This is a genomic window from Thalassococcus lentus (genome assembly GCF_028023555.1).
GTDB lineage: Bacteria > Pseudomonadota > Alphaproteobacteria > Rhodobacterales > Rhodobacteraceae > Thalassococcus_A > Thalassococcus_A lentus.
In genome coordinates, this window is the sequence record NZ_JAQIOY010000007.1 from 67,292 (window position 1) to 81,075 (window position 13,784).

Annotated in this window: 16 protein-coding genes; 4 read left to right on the plus strand and 12 right to left on the minus strand. The window is 58.9% G+C overall.

What is annotated here, in order from left to right:
* Positions 1 to 10 precede the first annotated feature (10 nt).
* From PFY00_RS15350 to PFY00_RS15360, 3 genes are all read left to right on the plus strand, one after another.
* Positions 11 to 196: a cbb3-type cytochrome oxidase subunit 3 gene (locus PFY00_RS15350; protein WP_271433465.1), complete on the plus strand. Its 186-nt coding sequence runs from the start codon at positions 11 to 13 to the stop codon at positions 194 to 196.
* Positions 193 to 1,068 carry a cytochrome-c oxidase, cbb3-type subunit III gene (ccoP, locus tag PFY00_RS15355; protein WP_271433466.1) on the plus strand — a complete coding sequence of 292 codons (876 nt, stop codon included), beginning with the start codon at positions 193 to 195 and terminating at the stop codon, positions 1,066 to 1,068. The genes PFY00_RS15350 and ccoP overlap by 4 nt, the downstream gene beginning before the upstream one ends.
* 155 nt (positions 1,069 to 1,223) lie before the next feature.
* A complete protein-coding gene (locus PFY00_RS15360; protein ID WP_271433467.1) occupies positions 1,224 to 2,099 on the plus strand; it encodes a LysR family transcriptional regulator in 876 nt (291 codons plus the stop codon).
* 20 nt (positions 2,100 to 2,119) lie between these two features.
* Here PFY00_RS15360 and PFY00_RS15365 read toward each other — a convergent pair whose 3' ends face one another.
* The 12 genes from PFY00_RS15365 to ald all read right to left on the minus strand — a co-directional run bounded on the left by PFY00_RS15365 (position 2,120) and on the right by ald (position 13,017).
* On the minus strand, positions 2,120 to 3,694 hold the full coding sequence (locus tag PFY00_RS15365; RefSeq protein ID WP_271433468.1) for a thiamine pyrophosphate-binding protein: 1,575 nt from the start codon (positions 3,692 to 3,694) through the stop codon (positions 2,120 to 2,122).
* Entirely contained in the window at positions 3,691 to 4,797 is a 1,107-nt protein-coding gene (locus PFY00_RS15370; RefSeq protein ID WP_271433469.1) for a molybdopterin-dependent oxidoreductase, read from the minus strand. The genes PFY00_RS15365 and PFY00_RS15370 overlap by 4 nt, the downstream gene beginning before the upstream one ends.
* Positions 4,798 to 5,463: a fumarate hydratase C-terminal domain-containing protein gene (locus PFY00_RS15375; RefSeq protein WP_271433470.1), complete on the minus strand. Its 666-nt coding sequence runs from the start codon at positions 5,461 to 5,463 to the stop codon at positions 4,798 to 4,800.
* Positions 5,460 to 5,837: a hypothetical protein gene (locus PFY00_RS15380; RefSeq protein ID WP_271433471.1), complete on the minus strand. Its 378-nt coding sequence runs from the start codon at positions 5,835 to 5,837 to the stop codon at positions 5,460 to 5,462. The genes PFY00_RS15375 and PFY00_RS15380 overlap by 4 nt, the downstream gene beginning before the upstream one ends.
* 34 nt (positions 5,838 to 5,871) lie before the next feature.
* Positions 5,872 to 6,828, minus strand: coding sequence for a fumarate hydratase (locus PFY00_RS15385; RefSeq protein WP_271433472.1), 957 nt, complete (start codon positions 6,826 to 6,828; stop codon positions 5,872 to 5,874).
* On the minus strand, positions 6,825 to 7,460 hold the full coding sequence (locus tag PFY00_RS15390; RefSeq protein ID WP_271433473.1) for a cysteine hydrolase family protein: 636 nt from the start codon (positions 7,458 to 7,460) through the stop codon (positions 6,825 to 6,827). Before PFY00_RS15390 ends, PFY00_RS15385 begins: the two co-directional genes overlap by 4 nt.
* The gene (locus tag PFY00_RS15395; RefSeq protein ID WP_271433474.1) at positions 7,457 to 9,214 is read right to left on the minus strand and encodes an L-aspartate oxidase; all 1,758 of its coding nucleotides are present in this window, start codon (positions 9,212 to 9,214) and stop codon (positions 7,457 to 7,459) included. Before PFY00_RS15395 ends, PFY00_RS15390 begins: the two co-directional genes overlap by 4 nt.
* Before the next feature lies 1 nt (position 9,215).
* Positions 9,216 to 9,569 (minus strand): succinate dehydrogenase, cytochrome b556 subunit, encoded by a 354-nt coding sequence (gene sdhC / locus PFY00_RS15400; protein ID WP_271433475.1) that lies wholly within the window; start codon positions 9,567 to 9,569, stop codon positions 9,216 to 9,218.
* A complete protein-coding gene (locus PFY00_RS15405) occupies positions 9,566 to 9,898 on the minus strand; it encodes a succinate dehydrogenase (RefSeq protein WP_271433476.1) in 333 nt (110 codons plus the stop codon). The genes sdhC and PFY00_RS15405 overlap by 4 nt, the downstream gene beginning before the upstream one ends.
* On the minus strand, positions 9,898 to 10,614 hold the full coding sequence (locus PFY00_RS15410) for a succinate dehydrogenase/fumarate reductase iron-sulfur subunit (RefSeq protein WP_271433477.1): 717 nt from the start codon (positions 10,612 to 10,614) through the stop codon (positions 9,898 to 9,900). Before PFY00_RS15410 ends, PFY00_RS15405 begins: the two co-directional genes overlap by 1 nt.
* A 103-nt stretch (positions 10,615 to 10,717) precedes the next feature.
* A complete protein-coding gene (locus PFY00_RS15415) occupies positions 10,718 to 11,752 on the minus strand; it encodes a zinc-binding dehydrogenase (RefSeq protein ID WP_271433478.1) in 1,035 nt (344 codons plus the stop codon).
* Positions 11,753 to 11,892: 140 nt separating this feature from the next.
* The gene (gene ald, locus PFY00_RS15420; RefSeq protein WP_271433479.1) at positions 11,893 to 13,017 is read right to left on the minus strand and encodes an alanine dehydrogenase; all 1,125 of its coding nucleotides are present in this window, start codon (positions 13,015 to 13,017) and stop codon (positions 11,893 to 11,895) included.
* Between the two features lie 149 nt (positions 13,018 to 13,166).
* On the opposite strand from ald, the gene PFY00_RS15425 reads away from it, so the two are divergent.
* Positions 13,167 to 13,625, plus strand: coding sequence for an Lrp/AsnC family transcriptional regulator (locus PFY00_RS15425; RefSeq protein ID WP_271433480.1), 459 nt, complete (start codon positions 13,167 to 13,169; stop codon positions 13,623 to 13,625).
* Positions 13,626 to 13,784 lie beyond the last annotated feature (159 nt).

A 13,784-nucleotide genomic window follows, 5' to 3' on the forward strand; every position in this document is an offset into this window, starting at 1 on the left:
AGGACAAGCAATGGAAGAATACACATTCCTTCGACAGCTCGCGGACAGTTGGGCCCTGCTGGCAATGTTCGCTTTCTTCATGGGGATCGTGATCTGGGCGCTGCGCCCCGGATCAAACGAGATCCACCGCGAAACCGCCGATATTCCGTTTCGCTACGAAGACAAACCCGCCGCAAATGAGGAGGCCGGGAGATGAGTGCCAAAAAAGACGACGATCTCGATTTCGAAACCACAGGTCATCAGTGGGACGGGATCAAGGAGTACAACAAGCCCCTTCCCCGATGGTGGCTGTATACCTTCTACCTCTGCATCGTTTGGGGCATTGGCTACACGATTGCCTATCCGGCATGGCCCGGTATTTCAGGTGCATCGCCTGGTGTGCTCGGATACTCGACCCGTAGCGAAGTTGCTCAGGACATCGCTGCAGTCGATCAGGCCAACGCGGCCATCAACACCGAACTTGCTTCAGCCGAACTGACCGCGATCGCCGCCAACCCCGAGCTCTTGGGCTATGCCAAGAATGCAGGCGCCGCCGTATTCCGCACATGGTGTGCGCAATGCCACGGGTCAGGCGCTGCCGGTGCCAAGGGGTATCCCAACCTGTTGGATGACGACTGGCTTTGGGGCGGAACAATCGAGGACATTCATGCCACGATCGCCCACGGTATCCGCAACGAAAATGATCCCGATGCGCGCTATTCGGAAATGCCGGCCTTTGGCGCTGACGAGTTGCTGACCGATGAAGAAATCACACAGGTCGTCAATCACGTCATGTCCTTGTCCGGGGAACCGCAGGATGCCAGCTTGGCAGCCGCCGGGGCCGAGGTTTTTGAATACAACTGTGCCTCTTGCCACGGAGAAGACGGCACCGGTGACATCTACCAAGGCGCGCCGAACCTGGCAGACGCGATCTGGCTCTATGGTGGCAGCTATGATGCGCTGCTAGAAACGGTCAGCTATTCCCGCTACGGCGTGATGCCATCCTGGCAGGATCGATTGTCCGAAGCCGAAGTTCGCGCTGTAGCCACATATGTGCACGGGCTGGGCGGCGGCGAAGCAAGCCAATAAAATACCCCCGACGTGTTGAAGAAGGGCCGGTTTATCCGGCCCTTTTTGCTGTAGAGATGTCGTTTGACTGATTGCAATAGCGAAAGCCCGCATTGACAATTTCAAGGTAATGAGCACCTTACTGTCAGGCGAACTTACACAAATGGAAGCAAGGCATGACAATCCGATTGTTGCGGACTCTCGTCGCAGTCGCAGACGCCAAAACATTCAGCGCCGCCGCGCAGATTGTGCATGTGACCCACGCGGCAGTCAGCCAACAGATGCAAACGCTCGAGGCGGATTTGGGAGTCGCGTTGTTCGATCGCAGCAGCCGCACACCGGAACTGACACCGATAGGACGCCTGATCGTCGACAAGGCCCGCACGCTAATTGCGGACTATGACAACCTCGTACCATCGGTGTTGGGCGACGGGGGTTTGACAGGCGTTGTTACCCTGGGCGTTCTGCGCACCACCCTGACAGGCCTGACGCCCAAGGCGGTTGCAGCGCTCAAGACCAAGTACCCACAAATCGGACTGCACCTGCGGCCCGGGCTGACCGTTTCATTGCTCGCCGATATTGAGCGCGGCAATCTGGATGCAGCCATTGTCAGCAAGCCGCACCTGATGCCTGTCGGGCTGGTTTTTCGCGAAATCACCCATGAGCCGATGCAACTGATCACAGCGCTGGAAGAGCCGGATAACGATCCCGTTGAATTGCTGAGCACACGTCCGTTCATTCGGTTCAACCGCAGCGAAGTTGTCGGTGGATTGATTGACGAATGGATCTTGTCCAAGCGGCTGCGCGTTGACGAGACCATGGAACTGGACAGCCTCGAAGCCATCTCGAGCATGGTGCAGGCCAACCTTGGCGTATCAATTGTGCCTAGACTGGCTGTACCGCCCCAAGCCGGTGCCGAAGTCAGGGCCATCGGGCTGGGCCCCGATGCACCGGTCCGGACTTTGGGATTGGTACACCGCGAAGATCAGGTAAAGACCCGCGCTCTGGACGAACTTTACGCGGCCATCATGGGCGTTCTCGATCCCGTCTGAAACCGGTGCATCGTGATTGCCTAGGTCTCGAAAACGGGCGCGGCCATGCCCTGCATCTGAACATTCACGCAGGCCGGCAGGCCGCTATTCACGGCTGCGTGCAAGGCCGCTGCCAACTGGTTCCGTTCGGTCACATGAACGCCAAATCCACCTAACCCGACTACGGCAAGATCATACCGGGCCGCCCCCAGATCGCAGCCGATCAACCGGTCTGGCCCAAATGATCGCATCTGGATCAAATGCTCGGCGTTCCAGCGCTGATCATTTCCCACGACCGCAATGAAAGGCAGGTTTTCGCGAACGGCCGTTTCAAATTCGGCCAGATGGAAGCCGACAGTTCCGTCACCCATCATGGCTATGACCGTTGCTTCTGGATCTGCGGCCTTGGCGCCCATGGCATAGCCGACGCCCCCGCCAATCATCCCGGACACACCATTGATGACCCGCCGCGCTGCCTGTGTGCCCGATTGCGCCCATTGGCCAAATTCACCCCCATCGCAAATCAGGACAGGCTGCGATGCGGTCCTGAGAACCGCTTGCACCGCGTTGCAAATATCGATCGGCAAAATCCCCGGCGCCGATCCGCGCGGCGCGCGCTCTGCGGTCAGATCGCTGACGGTCTTGATCCAACCCTCTCGATTGGGTTGAGGCGTGGCAGCCTGCACCAGCCGCTGTGCGACGCTGTGAGCATCCCCCAACACTGCGCCGCCCAGTCGGGACTTTAGGTTGGTCTGCGCGCTTTCCAGATCCGCCTGATCCCCCAACACCAGATCCCAGAACGCAGCGGCTGGCCATGCCTCGACCGCGCCAAACGACAGCGTGAAATCCACGCATTTCCCGATGCAGACAACGTGATCCGCTTGCTGTGCGACCTGCTTCAACCGGCCAAGCGCCGGATCATTCAAACCGCGCGGACTCTCCATCGCTATGACGGGTGCTTGAAGCCGGTCCTGTAGTGCGTGGCGCAATCCCGGCGCCCGTGTTTCTGTCAGGCTGGGCCCCAACAAAACCAATGGCCGCGCGGCAGCGGACAACCGCGAAAGATCGGGCATCGGAACGTCCTGTGCCGCACCATTGCCCACCGAAACAACAGCCGCGGTTTCGTTCACCAACACATCAGCGGGTAGCGCCAGATGCACAGGTCCGGGGCGTCCTGAATGTGCCAATTGCATCGCGTCGGCAACAGCCCGAGACAGATCATCGGATCGCAATACCCGACGCGATTGTTTGGTTTGCCCGGCACTCATGCCGGTCTGGTCCATCTCCTGAAACGCGCCACATCCGTCGCGATCAACCGGACTGTCTCCGCTCAGCAGCAAGACCGGCGTGTCCGACGCGCGCGCGGCGATCAAGGCCCCCACAGCGTTCCCAAGCCCGCCGCCTGCGGTCACAAGCGCAACGCCAGTCCGACCCGTCAATTGCGCATAGCTTTCCGCCATATAGACAGCCGCTGCTTCGTGCCGGGTGTGGACCAGCCGAATGCCCGCATCGATGCAGGCGTCAAAAATTGGCATGATCTGATTGCCGCTCAGCGCAAAGATGACATCACACCCACCATCACGCAGCGCGCGCACCAGCGCATCGGCACCCCTCATGCCGATCCGACGAAAACGCCGACCTCATGTACCATGTTGTTGCCAAAACCCGACGCGTCCCATGGCGGCTGCAGCGGTTGTACATGCCCCGCTGCGTCCGTGGCCCGGCACTGCAAAACGTGCTCGCCCGGCGAGGCCTGCCAATCCACGTGCCATCCCGTCCACGCGTATTGTCCCACCGGGGCGATCAATTCGGCATCCTGCCATTGACCGTCCACGCCGAATTCGACACGCACAATCGGAACGCCGCCGCCGGACCAAGCGCGCCCCTGCACGCGGGTGGCACCCGGCTCGATGAACCGCAGCCGTGATCCCCAATCTGGCACACCCGGCGGAACCATCAACGATTTGACCCGGATCGCAGTCACCGGACGTCCCGGATCATCCGCATGATCGCGGTAGCGGTAGGTTTGAACCTGCTGGAACCCCGTGTAGCGCTCGGTCAGCGCCTCGATCCGCGTCAACCATTTGACAGAGGCCATCCCGTACCAGCCGGGCACGACGATCCGGAGCGGCGCGCCATGTTGCGGCAAAAGCGGCTGACCGTTCATTTCGTAGACCAACAGCACATCCAATTCGGCCAGTTCCTGCGGTGTCAGGCTTCGTCCGAAGGGGTGCTTTTCGCCTTTGTCAAAACCAACGTCTGCGCCGGTAAAGGAAAAGTCTACGGTGCCTTCTGCGGGTCTGGCCCGCTCGATCAACGGCGCAAGGGGCGTGCCCGTCCATTCCGAGGTTCCCACCGCCTCAACGCCCCAGGGCATTGAGTGACTGCGCGGCGACACACGCGCGCGCCCGTTGCCCGCACATTCCAATGTAACAGGCATGGTGACCGCAGGCAGCGCGCGGATGTCATCCATCGACAGGCTATATGGCGCGTCGAAACCTGCCCCGAACTCCAGCTGATGACGCTGCGCATCAAGGTGTGGGATATCGAAGTGTATCAAAAGGTAATGCGCGCCTGTCGGAGTAATGTCATGGCGCAACGTCTCAAGCAAAAGGCCGCTGTTGCGATTTGCCAGACGGGTTTCGTCTTCTGAATAGAGCCCATCCTGCGTTTCAGGCTTGCCGGGATATGCTGTGAAAATCTCGCGCGTGCGGCCCATTCAAATCACCTCGTCCGTGCGGTCGTCGCTTTCTCCATAGCGTTTCAGCACAGCGGGTTTGGTGCCTTCATAAACCCGAGCGACATTCTCAGCGATCTTTGCGTTTTCGCGTTCAAACAGGCAATCGCCATTCAGATCTGATGCAACAATGAATGGCCCCATTCTATTGCATTTGAGCACCCACATGGCCTGAGCAAGGCCCAGTTCCTCGTTCCAATGCACGGCCTCGACGCTTTCCACTCCACGTCCCAGAAGCGCCCCGGTGCCATAGCCAACGGTGGACAGGTATACCGCGCCATTGGGCACAAAATATTCGCGGTAGTCCTTTGACGACATGCCACCCTTGCCCACGATCAGCTTGGCCCCTGTCTTGGCCATCCATTCCGGCAGCCACTTGGCAAAGCGGAAAGAGGCAGTCGCCGTCACGGCACCCATGTCGAAAGAGCCATCCGGGTTGATCCGCGCAGCCGGTGAGCAATGAAAATTCGCCGCTGATTGGCTGGGCAATTCCATTGGGATGTTGGCCTTGTCCTCCAACGCGCGCATATAGACGCCTTCGCGCGCCGTATACATCAGCCCGTCCAGATAGACGACATCGCCCAAACGCAGATCAGCGATGGCTTCGGGGCTGGGCGTCGTCGAGAGTCGGACTTCACGCGGGCTCATGCTTCATCTCCCAAAGTTCCTGCGACCTGACCAGAACGAAGCCTGTATCCGCAGCAGGCGCATATTTTCGCACGTGGCGTTCTGAAGGGCTTGGAACAGCCTGGACAGAGTGATCCATACTCAGATTTTTTCAATCCATAGAGTTCTTCTGGATGCTCAAGTTCGATGCCAGTCAATTCAAAATATCGCTTCATCGCTTCCTGACCGTATGGTTCATATTGCCTGGCTTCGGCGATCGACACGCCTGTCTGTTCACGATACTTTTGGATCTTGACGATGCGCGCATCCAGCAACGGGGCGATCTGGTCCCACTCGTCTTCATTCAAGAGCGCAGCATCGCGGCCAATTCGGTATGCGTAAGTGTGGAACGGCATCAATCTATCGATTCCACAAAACAATGCCGACAGTTCATTCCGCGGCCTCCCTGACCGTCTCCCAATCCACCGTCTCGCGCCGCTGATATGCGGTGAACCAGTCAGGATCTGTCCGGTACTCGACCCGCCCATCCGCGTGAATGCGGGCCACCGCGCGGCGCGACGACAGGCAAAAGGCATGTACCGACATGGGCATGCCGCCGGTGTGGCAATAGCCAACCTCGATATTGCAATCGATCACCATGTTCTTGCCGACAAAGCCCATGGCCCCCATGCCGATGGAATTGCCCAGTTCCTTGAACTCATCTTCCATCTCGGCGATGCGCGGGTCGGAATTGCGGCTGCCGACGATCCGCAAGGTAGAGGCGCGTTTTCCCAGCGTCATGCAAATGTCCTTGGACCCGCCCAGCCCGATGCCAATGATTGCGGGCTGGCAAGCCAGACCGCGTTTGCCAAAGGCCATCAGGCTGTCGAGATAAAACCGCTTGATCCCCTGAATGCCGTCGCTGGGGAACAGCATGCGATAATCGGTGCCGAACAGTCCGCCCTTGTGTACCGTGATCAGGTCGATCCACGCGCCCTCCGGCTCGAACCCGTATTCGATCTCTGGCGCGCCGATGCCGACATTGTTGTCATGATCCGTCCGCCAGAGCGGATGCACCCGGTTGGGTCGCAGTGGCACGCCGTTGGTGGCATTGGCGGTCGCGCGGCGCAACGCGGTCTCCAAAGCGCACATGCCGCCCTCGACCTGCGCCTCATTGCCAAGCTTCACAAACCAGCGCGGCACCCCGGTGTCCCCGCACATGGCCCGGCGATCTTCTTTGGCGGCCTCGTAGTTCTCCAGCATGGCCTTGAGCACAAAGGACGAAAGGTCCCCGTCTTCGGTCCGCGCGGCCTCTTGCAGCCCATCAAGATAGTCCTGCGGTATCTCGATGGCGGCCTTGTCCATCAGCGTTTCAGCGGTGGATTGGATGAGCGAGATGGGGATCATGGTTTGTCCACTCCAGTCTTCTGCAAAGCATCCACAACAGCGGAACGCGATTGAACCGCCCCGCGCTGAAGATAGGCCATTGCGCGCAAGGCAGCGTCATGCGCGTCCAGAGACGAGCCGCCCACACAGTCCTCGACGACACGGCAATGGTAATCCCACTGGTGCCCGTCAACAAAAGTGTAGTGAACGCACACATCGGTTAACCCACCGCACAAGATCAACGTTTGCACGCCCAGCCCACGCAGCAGGATTTCCAGATCAGTTCCAAAGAATGCCGAATACCGCCGCTTTGGAATTATGTAGTCGCCTTTCCGAAAGCCCATCTGATCATAGGCTATTTCGGTGCGAGGGTCGGTATCGAGGCAATGAACATCTTCGTCGCCATCCAACTCTCGGCCAAAGTCCACGCCGTCAGAGCGATGAATTTCCTGAACGAAAATGACTGGAGTGTCTGCCGCATGTGCCGCTTCGATCAATTCGCGGCAGGCGATCATTCGATCCTTGTAGCCGGGCATATTGGCGATGGCCCGCTCTGTACTGTCGTCAATAAAGGTCGAAGCCTGAATGTCGATGACCAGCAAAGCTGGTTTTCCCTCAATCAATGCGGCTTGGTTTGGTTTTTTCGGGGTCATTGTGCAGCCACCAGCGTTTCCGGCTCGCCTTCGGGCAGGATCGTCTCTCCCGGCCGGACGACTGTGAATTGAACAGGCTCAGTTGTAACGTGAACATTGGCACCGTCGAGACTGGACAGTGTGAAAGTGCTGTCTTCCATGGCACCAGGGTCTGGGAAATCCTCACGGTAATGCGCCCCGCGCGAGTTTTCACGAGCCAGTCCCGCCTTGGTGATGACCTCGGAGATGTCACAAAGCGACCGCAGGTTCAGCCAGTCGTGCCAGGTGAGGTTGAAGGCCAGATTGCTGTCGTCCACACCGACGTCCATCAAAGCCTCGGACACCTCCGCGATACCGGTCAGGCCACGTTTCATCCCCGCCTCTGTCCGCATCACGCCAACCTCTTCCCACATCACATCCTGTAATTGTTTGCGCAAGGGTAGGATCAGATCGGGCTGGCGGGTCAAAGGATAGGTGGCGCGTTCGAACTCGGCGGCCAAAACGTCTTCGTCCGGGTCGCGCAGGGTCATGCTGGCCACATCACGGCCCATCGTGTCGCCTGCGATCCCCCCATAGACGGTCGAATTCGCAACACCATTGCCGCCCAAACGGTTGCTCCCATGCGCGCCGCCAGCGTCTTCGCCTGCCACATACAACCCTTCCATCGCGGTGCGCGTGTCGACATCAACCACAACGCCGCCCATGAAGTAATGCGCGGTGGGCACGACCTCGACTTTGCCGCCGGCCAGATCAAAGCCACTGTCCGCGCAGCGTTTGACCATACCTTTGAACTTCTCGGCGACCCAGTCGGGGCCAAGATGTGACATTGAAATGAACACACCCTCTTGGTCGGGATTGTTGTTCTTTCGCATCTCGGCATAGATGCCACGGCTGACCACGTCGCGTGTGGCACGCTCCCCTTTGCCGTCATAGTCAAACATGAACCGCTGGCCCGCGTGGTTGATCAACTGGCCCCCTGCCCCGCGCAGGCCTTCCTCCAACACAGTGCCCGTCATTCGCGTATGATCCCCGGCCAAAAGACCGGTGGGATGGAACTGCACCATCTCCATGTCGCGCAAGGAGAGCCCGGCCCTCAGCGCCATGGCAAGACCATCCATGGTCTTGTCACCGCTGGGCGTGTGGTACTTGTACATGGTTGGCCCGCCGCCGGTGGCCATCAGCACCGTTTTGGCCCGAACCAGCCGGAACCGACCCGTGCGCATGTCGATCATCAACACACCGGCCAAGGCACTTCGGTCGCGTGTGGGGATCAGGCCGACAGCGCGATGTTCCTGAAGCTTTTCGACTCCGCTGGCCAAAACCTTCTCCATCAGGCGGTTGATGATCTCGATCCCTGTCAGATCCCCTTTGTGCACCGTGCGATCCGCAGTCTGACCAGCAAATGCCTTTTGGTGCAGCGTGCCATCGGGATTGCGATCAAAGAAACAGCCGACTTCGTTCTCAAGCTCGCGAATGCGGACAACCGCCTGTTCGCACAGACGCCAAGCCATGTCCTGATTGGGCAGCCACTTGCCACCCTGAATCGTGTCCATGAAATGCCGCTCAACTGTATCACCGCCGCCCAGCGCCACGTTGTAGCCGCCCTGCACCATGCGCGTGCACCCGCATTTGCCAATCAAACCTTTGACCGCGATCGTGATCTTGGTGCCTTCGGGGGCCGTTTGCTGCGCATGAAGCGCAGCAAACAAGCCAGCACCGCCCGTCCCAAGGATCAGGATATCTGTATCGTGCCGTTCAATGTCTGAAATCCGCATGTCAGATTGCCTTTAGAAAAAACAGAACAGCCACACCAAAGGACGCGGCCGTTGCACAGGCTGCGAGTGTTTTTTGAGATGGCGTCCATGGCAGCCATTCCAGTGCCATCAGACGCAGTCCGCCGAACATGTGAACTGCCAGCAGGAACACCAGACCAAACTCAGCCAGCTTCACAATCCCGGTGTCCGTCAAATTCAAAAACCCGTCCAACCGTGCGGGGTCTGTCATGGCCATGGCCAGAACCCAGAAATGCAGCGGAAGAAACAGGGCCAGCCCAAGCCCCGACACTCGGTGCAGGATATAGGCGAGCCACAATGGATGCGCCCGTGAGTTTATGCCGCGCGCCGCCTTCATGAGAAGGTCACCGCCCAGACAGCGCGGGCACCAAGCCAGAGCAGCCCAGCCCCCAAAAGCCAAGTCGCGCCATCCAGCAATGCGCCTTTCATCCCGCCCCATTCATGAAGGACCACCCGAACGCCGATGGCACCATGGATCGAAACCGCTAGGACAAAAACGCCGTAGAACATAAACCAAGCGACCGAACCCTGTGTCCGGCTCAGGATTTCGGCTGCGCTCAATCCGCCCTGAATGGCATAGATCATGACCGCGAGATGGCCAATTCCCAGCGGCGCCATCAAGAGCGCGGTCAGGCGTTGCAGCATGTAAAGGCGCAGGTTCAACATCAGCGCCCCCGTTTGAAAAACGATTTGGCGGTTTCGCGCTTCAACCCGGCAATGGCCGCCAGTGGATCAAGCTCGTTGGGGCAGTAGGCGGTACAGGATCCGATCGAATGGCAGTTGTGGCACCCGCCTTTTCCAGACACCGCGTCAAGAATGGTCTGCCGACCCTCATCCTTGGCATCGTTGAGCAAGGTCCACGCGCGTTGCAAAGCCGCTGGGCCAAGATAGTCGGGATTGCCCGCGACCGTATCACAGGCCGCATAGCAGACCGAACAATTGATGCATTCAATCCCGGCGTTTGCCGCCTCTCGTTCGGCGCTTCCTTCGTCGACAGGTGCTATCGGATCATCACGGGTCAATCCACCGTGGTGTATGCCCTCGGCCGCAACCCATTTGTCAAAGAACGGATCCATATCAACCGCCAAATCCTTGATCACGGGCAGGTTGCGCAGCGGGCCGATGGTCACCGCATTTCCGTCCAAAACCTTCGAGATGTGCGTACGGCAGGTCCAGCGCGGCACGCCGTTCACCATCATCGCGCAGGATCCGCACATGCCGACACGGCAAGCAAAGCGATAACTGAGCGTCGGATCAACGTTTTGCTGAACCCATGACACGACATCCAGTACGGTCTGGTTGTCGTATTGTGGCACGTCGAAAACCTCGGCCCCCGACGGGCCGCGTTCGATTGTGACCTTCAGTGTTGGCGACGCCGTCATATGAACCTGCTGTGCCCAAGTGCTTTCTCACAAAGGCATAGCAGACAGCGCAGCTTAACAAACGCGAAAAATTCTTACGAATTGCGTTAGGGTTGCTAACAGATCAGGCGGAAAAATCAGTGATCACAGCCGTTCCGGGCGGTGTCGGCCCTTGCATGGCTCTCAGTTCTGCACTTGCCATGGATAGAGGGATTTCCCGCGCGACCATCGGGCCGAGATCAACAGCACCCTGTTCGATCAGTTCGAGCAAGCGTGGGTATTTCCAAGATGGCATTCCACGCGTGCCAAAGAACGACAGCTGTTTGGCGTAAATCGCGCGCATGTTGACGGTCATCATCCCATCCCCGGCGGGCATGCCCACGTGTACATGCCGGCCCAAAGTCGCGAGACATTCAACGGAGGCGTTGGTCGTCTGCGCGACGCCCAACGCTTCGATCGATACCTGTGCGCCCCCGCCTGTCGCATCGCGAATGGCTTCGGCTGCGTTCACCTGCGCAGCATTCACTGCAACGTCGGCACCGAGCGACAAAGCGTGCTGCAGCTTTTCCTCGACCACGTCGACCACAAGGACCCGAGCGCCCAGCATTTTGGCCAACAAAAGCGCGGCCAACCCAATGCCACCCGTTCCGTGAATTGCCACCCATTCCCCGGCCTGAACGCTGGCCCGGTCCGTCAGCGCGTGCCACGCTGTCGTCACCCGACATCCCAACCCGGCCGCCAAACCCGGCGACATGGTTTCGGGCAGGAAAACGAGGTTGTGATCATAGGGAACCGCCACCAGTTCCGCATAAGCCCCCGGCGCACCAAAGCCGGGAACAACCGCCGATTCACAGGCGTTCGAAACGCCCCGGCTGCATTCAGGGCATGACCCGCATCCCAGAATGAACGGCGCAATCAGCCGATCACCGACTTTATGCTTGGCCTTGGCCCCTGCCTCGACAACCGTACCGCAGTATTCGTGGCCCATGATCGACCCTGGAACGACCTTTGGATGTCCGCCGACCCAGCCATGATAGTCCGACCGGCAAACCCCGCAGGCTGCAACCTCAAGCACCACACCCGTCTCAGGGCATTGCGGATCTGCGACAGTTTCAATCGAAAGATCTTGGTTGAATTCTTCAACAACAGCGGCGCGCATTTTGGACCCTTTCTCTGCTCTGAGATACAAGCAGGCCAAAGCATTGGGACAGAAATGAAAAAGGTCAAGGCAATCACGCCCTGACCTTCTTTTCTATTTTACTTCAATATCTTGCACGACACCAAAAGGCCATCGGCAACCTAGGCTGCAGTCCGCAAAACCTCGCCTGCGGCAATGAAGTCAAGGCCCAGCGCTTCGCCCACGGCCCCATATGTCAGACGTCCTGCGTGCACGTTCAGACCATTGAGCAGATGGGGGTCTTCTGCGCAGGCGCGTTGCCAACCCTTGTCGGCCAGAGCCAGCATGAACGGCATAGTCGCGTTGCCCAATGCGATCGTGGATGTCCGTGCAACAGCACCCGGCATGTTGGCCACGCAGTAGTGCATGATGCCGTCCACCTCATAAACCGGGTCGGCATGAGTCGTGGCCCGGGAGGTCTCGAAACATCCGCCCTGATCGATGGCAACATCCACCAAGGCCGCGCCCGGTTTCATCATCGCGAAGTCAGCGCGCTTCACCAGCTTTGGCGCCTCGGCTCCCGGCACCAGAACAGCACCGATGACCATGTCCGCCTGCTGCAGATGCTCTGCCAGCAAACCGGCGCTGGAATAACCTGTGCCAAAGGTCCCGCCAAAGACGTCATCGAGGTAACGAAGACGCGGCAGGGACCGGTCCAGCACGGTTACATCCGCGCCCATACCGGCCGCAATACGGGCCGCGTGTGTGCCGACAACACCGCCGCCAATCACGAGCACCTTGGCGGCGCCAACACCGGGAACGCCACCCATCAGAACGCCCCGGCCGCCGTTTGCCTTTTGCAAGGTCCAAGCGCCAACTTGAGGGGCCAAACGGCCAGCAACTTCGGACATGGGGGCCAGCAGGGGCAGACCGCCGCGTTCATCGGTTACAGTCTCATAAGCGATGGCGGTGCAGCCGGATGCGAGCAAATCATTGGTCTGATCCGGATCGGGTGCCAAATGCAGGTAGGTGAACAGAAGCTGGCCTTCTCTCAGCATTTTGCGTTCCACGGCCTGAGGCTCTTTGACTTTCACGATCATGTCGGATTGCGCAAAGATTTCCTCTGCTGTGTCGGCAATACGAGCACCTGCAGTGGTATAGTCTTCGTCCGCAAATCCAGCGCCAACGCCTGCACCCTTCTGGACGGTGACTTCATGGCCATGTGCAACTGCTTCGCGCGCCGCATTGGGCGTCAGTCCAGCGCGAAATTCCTGTGGTTTAATCTCGGTGGGGCATCCGATTTTCATTGCCATCTCCTCCATGGGCACGATCCGGTAACATGCACAAACAATGCGCCCTACGGGTCGCAAAGTGCTTGCAAAGGCATGGCGTGGTGAACCACATTATTCGAAGAAACTTCGGAACAACTGACAGTCAATGAAAGGATTTTGCGTAAATGAGCCTCGATGAGACAGACCGCCGAATCCTTAGGGTGCTCCAGCAAAAAGGGCGTATGTCCAATGCGGATCTTTCCGAAGCGGTTCATTTGTCCGCTTCGGCCTGTCACCGGCGCGTGCAACGCCTTGAGGCCGAGGGTTTCATCCGGGACTACGTGGCCTTGCTGAATGCACGCAAACTCGGCTTTCCGACAACGGTTTTTGTGGAAATCAAACTACAGGCACAGGCCGACGAAGTTCTGGAGGCCTTTGAAAAAGCCGTTGCCCGTGTTCCCGATGTGCTGGAATGCCACCTGATGGCAGGCACTGCCGACTATATCCTCAAGGTTGTCGCAGAAGACACCGAGGATTTTGCCCGCATCCACCGGCAATATCTGACGCGGCTGCCGGGCGTCGCCCAGATGCAATCGAGTTTCGCCCTAAGAACGGTTTTCAAGACCACCGCCCTTCCGGTTTGAACAGGACGCCAAAAGCGCTTTGCCAACCCGGAATAAACACTCAGGGCACGGCAAATCCCACTTATGGGAACAGCACTTGCCCCTCCCACGGGTGACGCATTTTGCGTTGTCTTAATATTGTGTGGGCCAGCACGGTTCGGCCTCCGTTCTGAAGCATTG